Genomic DNA, 6270 nt, shown 5'->3' with positions numbered 1-6270 from the left:
ACCCCCGACGAGGAGCACGCCGTCGCCGCGGCCCCGGAGAAGCCTCCCGGGGCCTGAGCCGGCGGGACCCCTCCGGGTGCCGGCACGAACGGCGGCGGGGCCCCCCCCCCGGGGGGGGGGGGGGGGGCGCCGCACCCGGGGGTCGCACCGGGGCCCCGGCCGGGGCGTTCCCGCACGGGCCGCGCCCGCGCCCCCGCTTCGTCACGAACGGGTCACTCCCCGTACCCGACGGCCCTTGCGCCGACAGCATGGCCCGATGCACACACACCGCCGTACCACCCTCCCCGGCGCCACCGCTCTCGTCGCCGCCGCCGCGCTGCTCGGCCTCGCCGCCTGCGCACCGGTCACGAGCGAACCGGTGCCCGACAAGATCGTGGACTCCACGCCCGCCGCGCCGCCCACCCCCGCGGCGCCCACCGCGCAGCGCACCACCCCGCCCCCGGCCGCCCCCGCACCACCGCCCGCCCCGGCCACCGCCGCCGTGCCCAGCTTCGTGGGGATGGTCCTCCAGTCCGCGCAGGACGGCGCCCAGGCCGCCGGTTTCTTCCTGCTGACCTCGCACGACGCGCTCGGCAAGAACCGCCTTCAAGTCCTCGACCGGAACTGGCGGGTGTGTACGCAGACTCCCGCTCCCGGCACGAAGACCGGCACCGACACGAAGCTGGATTTCGGCACGGTGAAGCTCGAGGAACGCTGTCCCTGAACCCGCGGCCGGAGCCGAACCGTCCGGTCCGAGCTGGGTATTCGCATTCCGGCCGTTCGCGCTGTGCCTACGGGTCGCATGCCGGACACCTTCCGGAATTGACCGAAGCTGTCCACTACAGTTCGGGTCACCTGCGCGCGGGTGAACGGTCGCGTTGACGGGGACATGGTGACGGGGGTGGACGAAGTGATGGGTACGAGCCAGGGCCCTGCGGGCGGCGGCAGCCCGGACGAACAGGCGGCCGGAACCGGCCACGCTCCGAGTACGGGCGCACCGGTCCCGCACCCCGCGCCATCCCCCGCCCAGGCCGCCGCGTCCGTCCCGCCGGTCCCACCCGTGGCGCCGGTCCCACCCGTCCCGCCGGTCCTGCACGCCTCGCCCGCCCCGCCCGTCCCGCCGCCGCCGGGCGCGTTGCACGTGCTCGGCCCCGCCGTCCGGTCCGGGCTGGGCCCCGATCACACTTCCCCGGGTCTCGACCTCGGCGCGGGCCCGCTCGCCGCGCACCCGCCGGACCCGGACTTGCCCGGACCGGACGCCCGGCCCGGCGTGCCCGGACCGGCCCCCGGCCCCGGCACGTCGGCCGCCGGCATACCCGCCGGCCCGGTACCGCCCGCCGCCGACGCGGGCCCGGGTACGGCCGCGGGCCCGCCCGGCACGGGCCCGAACCCCCCGGGACCGCCCGCCGCCCCGGGCACCGCTCCCGGCCCGGAAGGCCGGAACCCGCAGGCCCCGCAGGCCCCGCGGACCCCCGCGGGCGCACCACCCCCGATACCCCACCCCGCCGCCGGGCGGACCTCCGGGCGCGGGATCGTCACCGGGCTGTGGGGCCGCGCCGAGCAGCAGGACTTCCGCAGCCGGGTACGCGGCACGCTCCTCGGCGCCGCGATCGGCGACGCCCTCGGCGCGCCCGTGGCCGCCCTCTCCCTCGACGGCATCCGCGAGGCCCACGGCCCGGCGGGCCTGCTCGCGCCCGCCGCCGACCGCGGACGCCGCGGTGCGGTCACCGCCCGCACCCAGCTCAGCCTCTTCACGGTGGACGGCCTCGTACGGGCGCACGTACGCCGCGACACCGGCGCCTGGCACCCGCCCACCGACGTCCACCGCGCCTACCTCCGCTGGGCCGCCACCCAGAGCGACTGGGGCCCGGACGAGCGGCGCAAGGACAACGGCTGGCTCGCGCAGGAAGAGTGGCTCTACGCCCGCCGCGGCCCGGACCGCGCCTGCCTGACCGGCTTCGCCGACGGCGTGCTCGCGACGCTGGAGCGGCCCAAGAACCCCACCGCCCTGACCTCGGCCGCCGCCACCCGCTCGGCCCCCTTCGGGCTGCTGGTCGGCTGGGAGCCCGCCCTCGTCCTCCAACTCGCCGTCGAATGCGCCGCGCAGAGCCACGGCCACCCCACCGGCTACCTCGCCGCCGGAGCCTGCGCCGTCATCGTGCACGGCCTGACGCGCGGCGAGTCCCTCGACTCCGCCGTCCAGCGCGCCCTCGGCCTGCTCGGCGCCCGCCCGGCCCACCAGCCCGTCACGGACGCCCTCCAGCGCGCGATGGCGGCCGTCACCCAGGGCCAGCCCGGCCCCGGGGCCGTCACCGCCCTCGCCACCGCCCTCGGCGGCGGCACCGGCACGGGCGGCGGCACCGAGCGCGACAAGCCCGCCGACGGCACCGGCACCGGCACCGACGATGCCGCGACCACCCTCGCCATCGCCGTCTACTGCGCCCTGGTCGCCGAGGACGTCCCGCACGGCCTGCGCCTCGCCGTGAACCACGGCGGCGACTCCGCCGCCACCGGCGCCCTCTGCGGGGCCCTCCTGGGCGCCCAGCACGGCGAGACGGCCCTCCCGGCCGCCTGGCTCACCGAGCTGGAGGGCCGCGCCACGGTCCTGGAACTCGCCGACGACTTCTGCCTGGAGCTGACCCAGGGCCCGTCCCTCCACGGCCCCGCCGGCTCGGCCCCCGGCTGGCTGTCCCGCTACCCCCGCGGCTGACGGCCGCCCGATCCCACCGCACCCGCAGCAACGGCCCGCGCACGGCCCCTTACGGGGTCTCCACGGCCTCCTCAGCCGGAGCCTGCCTCGGCACCCGCGCCGTGATCAGATCCCCCACACCGGCCACCTCGTTGAGGGATTCAGCCAGGGAAAGCAGCACCCCGCGCACGGTGTTGATCTCCTCGCGCAGCTCGGGCGTCCGTGCCCAGCGGCGTTCGTGCGAGACGGGGTCGACATGGTCCCCCCGCGTCGCCTCGTGCGCGGTGAGCAGAGGGTGCCACTTGCTGAGCAGCGGCCTGATCGAAAGGTTGAGCACGTTGACGGCGAGGAGGCCGAAGGTGACGTGTCCCGGCGCGACACGCGGGGCGACCGAAGGCCCGTACCGTCGCAGGATCTCCCTGGTCGTACCGAAAACCGTGTAGAGCGACGACAGTGCCTCCCGCAGCAAGCCCTCGTCTTCGCCGAGCTCGACGACGGAGATCCGGGTGGCCAACTCCACGTACAGCTCCCAGGCTGCCTCCCGCTCGGAGTCCACGGGCTCCCACACACCGCTGATCTCGCCGACGAACGGAATGGAGAGCTTGACCGTGATCTCCTGTGGCCCAAACCCTCCACCGCCGCGCCTGCCCCTGCGCCGCAACGCCATATCGACCCCTCCGCTTGGTGAACCCTTCGTGTAACCCTACGAGTTGCGTGCAACCGCACAAGGGCCGGCGACCTGGGGGGCAGCCATGGACCACGAACGCGATGCGTTCATCTCGTACAGCCACAAACGTGACGTCCCTCTGGCGCAGGGCATCCAACGAGGGCTGCAGAGGCTCGCGCGCCCGTGGACGCGCCGTCAGGTGATCAACGTGTTCCGGGACACCACCAGCCTCTCGGCCAACAGCGACCTCGGCGGGTCCATCATGAAGGAGCTGGAACGGTCCCGCTATTTCATCTACCTCGCCTCTCCGGAGGCGGCGCAGTCCCGTTGGGTCCGGGAGGAGATCCACTTCTGGATCACCCACCGACCCGTGGAACGGCTCCTCATTGCAGTCAGCGGCGGCACCCTCGTATGGGACAACGCCACGGGTGACTTCGACTGGGACGTCACCACCGCTTTGCCACCCATCCTCCGCGGCGCGTTCCGTACCGAACCTCTGTGGGTGGACCTCACCGCCTTCCGCACGGCGCAGAACCTCTCACTGCGTCACGCCGAGTTCCGTGATGCCGTCGCCACCCTCGCCGCCCCGCTCCACGGCCGCACCAAGGACGAACTGGACGGCGAGGACCTCCGCCAGCACCGTCTGGCCAGACGATTCCTGCGCGGCGCTGTGATCACGCTCTCCGCCCTCCTCGCGATCTCCTTGGTGGCAGGCCTCTTCGCATGGCAGCAACGGGGGGAGGCCATCGACCGCGCCGAGCGTTCCGCCTCCCAGGCCCTCGCGGCCCGCGCCCTCGAAATCGCCGAGACGGACCCGCGCAGAGCGGCTCAACTGGCCTTGTACGCAGAAGCGGTGCAGCCGACCAGTGAGTCAGCTCAGGCCATGGCGCGGGCCGTGGGGGCCAACGAGGGAGTGGCACGACACTTCGAGGCCGGACGCGAACGAGTGAGCGACTACAGAGGGGCGGGTACGGTCCCCAACGCCAAGGTGGCGATCAGCCCCGACGGCAGCACCCTCGCCTACTACGTCGACTTCGACGAGGTGGCGGTCTATGACATCCGGACCGGCACGTCCCTCCAGTCGCTGCCCACCCAAGGGCCCCAGAACGGAGGTGCCCTCGAATTCAGCAGCGACGGCGGACTGCTGATGATGGAGACCGCCTACAACCAGATCCAGCTGTGGGACGCACACCAGGCCAGGCTCTTGCGCACCATCTCCGCCAGCGATGGCAGGGAACTGTCCAATGCCTTCAAGCGGTTACAGGGGCACGCCCTGTCGGCGGACGGCAGGTGGCTGGCGGCGACCTACTACACCCCGGCCATGGACGACGAGCACCTCGGCGTCTGGGACACCGGGACGGGCGACGTGGTGATGGAAGGACCGGCCGCCTCGAACGGTCTCGCACTCGCCTTCGACGGTTCGAATCAGCTCGTCACCTTCGCCGGTGATACCGGCACGGTACGGAACTACACCCCCGCGTCGAAGACGTGGGGTACGCCGCGTTCGATACCCGCTCTCAAGGACTCGCGAGGAGCCGTCCTCTCCCCCCGCGGCGAACGGGCCTACGTGCTCGGCGGGAAGGCAAGCGGCAAGGACGAGCTGTGGGACCTCATCACGGGCAAGCGCATCGCCGAACTCGCCGACAGGCAGCCCACGCCCGCCAGCTCGACCGGTACGCGGTCCGTCGCCATGCCGAGCGACACCCAGCAGATGATGGCCCTCTCGGACGGCCAGTCCGTGGTCACGTACGACTCCGCCCTACGGCGACAGCGCGCCCTCGGGTCGTTCACGTGGCCCGTCCTCACCGTCGCGACATCCTCCGACGGCACATGGGTGGCCGCGGCAGCCGAGAACGGGGCCGTCTCCCTCTTCGCCGCACGGATCGGGCAGGGTGGCGAGAACCTTCCGAACGAGGACCAGGTCAAGCCGGACGAACTCACGCCCACCAGAAGGGTGGGAGTACGGCTGGCCGGCGAACGCACCGAACTCTGGACGGTCGGTGATGGAGACAGCGGCATCCAACGAGCAGGATCTATTGCACGGAAGGTCGCCATTTACGACTCGAACGTGACCGTCAACGCCGACGGCAGCCGAGCGGCCCTGACCGACGGAACGGAGCTGTCCCTCTGGGATCCGCGTACGGGTGCTCAGGTGGGTCCCGTTCGCACCGTCGACGGACTCTCCGACGAGGGACCGATGTGGTTCATGCCGGACGGCGTGCACGTCGTCCTGGGAGTGTCCGGAAGATTCCTGCTGCTCGACAGCCGCTCGTGGGAGACCCGTCAGGACCTCGGTGAGTTCAAGGATCCCGCAGACGCGGCTCAGGCCGGGGCAGTCGTGGCCGTCATGAGCGGAGACGACGTCACCGTCTGGCGTTGGACCGGAGACAACCGTCTTGAGCGGACCCACGCGTACGCACTCGGCACCCATCCGGTCGCCTTCGCCCTCAGCCACGACGCCGGGAGGGTGGCGGTCATCGACGGGGACCGCGTGATCACCATCATCGACGTCGAAACCGGACGGAAGACGACGAGCTCGGCCGGAATGCAGTACGGCGACTCGACCGTGGTGTTCAGCCGGGACTCCAGGCTCCTCATGCAGCGCGTCAGGAACGGTGCCTCGTCGGGAATCCACTTCTGGGACACCGCCTCCGGCGACGCGGTCGGCAGTTGGCCCGTACCGGGCTGGACCGCCGAGAGTGAAGAAACGATCAAGTTGTTCTCCGGTCCCGGAGGGAACGTCCTGTCGCTCCGGGAGGACGGGACGTTCGCGCGCCACGCAATCAACTTCGCATCGTGGCACGAAATCCTTTGCTCCCTCGCCCCGGAGCCACTGTCCCAGGGCGAGTACGACCGCTACCTGAAGGACCTGGAGGTGAGCGCCCCCTGCCGTCCTCAGCCGTGAAGCCTTACCGTGGCCGGTCCCACGTCTCGG

Annotated in this window: 4 protein-coding genes; 3 read left to right on the top strand and 1 reads right to left on the bottom strand. The window is 72.5% G+C overall.

Annotation, left to right across the window (positions count from 1 at the left end):
• Window positions 1-256: 256 nt before the first annotated feature.
• Both OTB16_RS39740 and OTB16_RS33965 read left to right on the top strand, forming a co-directional pair.
• Window positions 257-703, top strand: coding sequence for a hypothetical protein (locus OTB16_RS39740; protein WP_420717851.1), 447 nt, complete (start codon window positions 257-259; stop codon window positions 701-703).
• An 807-nt stretch (window positions 704-1510) separates the two neighbouring features.
• Window positions 1511-2689: an ADP-ribosylglycohydrolase family protein gene (locus OTB16_RS33965; RefSeq protein WP_267726109.1), complete on the top strand. Its 1179-nt coding sequence runs from the start codon at window positions 1511-1513 to the stop codon at window positions 2687-2689.
• A gap of 49 nt (window positions 2690-2738) precedes the next feature.
• Here the strand turns inward: OTB16_RS33965 and OTB16_RS33960 are convergent, their stop codons facing one another.
• Window positions 2739-3335: a hypothetical protein gene (locus OTB16_RS33960; protein ID WP_267726060.1), complete on the bottom strand. Its 597-nt coding sequence runs from the start codon at window positions 3333-3335 to the stop codon at window positions 2739-2741.
• Between the two features lie 85 nt (window positions 3336-3420).
• Between OTB16_RS33960 and OTB16_RS33955 the strand changes: the two genes are divergently transcribed.
• On the top strand, window positions 3421-6240 hold the full coding sequence (locus OTB16_RS33955; protein ID WP_267726059.1) for a TIR domain-containing protein: 2820 nt from the start codon (window positions 3421-3423) through the stop codon (window positions 6238-6240).
• The last annotated feature ends 30 nt before the right edge of the window (window positions 6241-6270 follow it).

It is taken from the genome of Streptomyces antarcticus (genome assembly GCF_026627255.1).
Classification (GTDB): domain Bacteria; phylum Actinomycetota; class Actinomycetes; order Streptomycetales; family Streptomycetaceae; genus Streptomyces; species Streptomyces antarcticus.
This window is presented reverse-complemented; position numbering and strand designations above follow the sequence as displayed.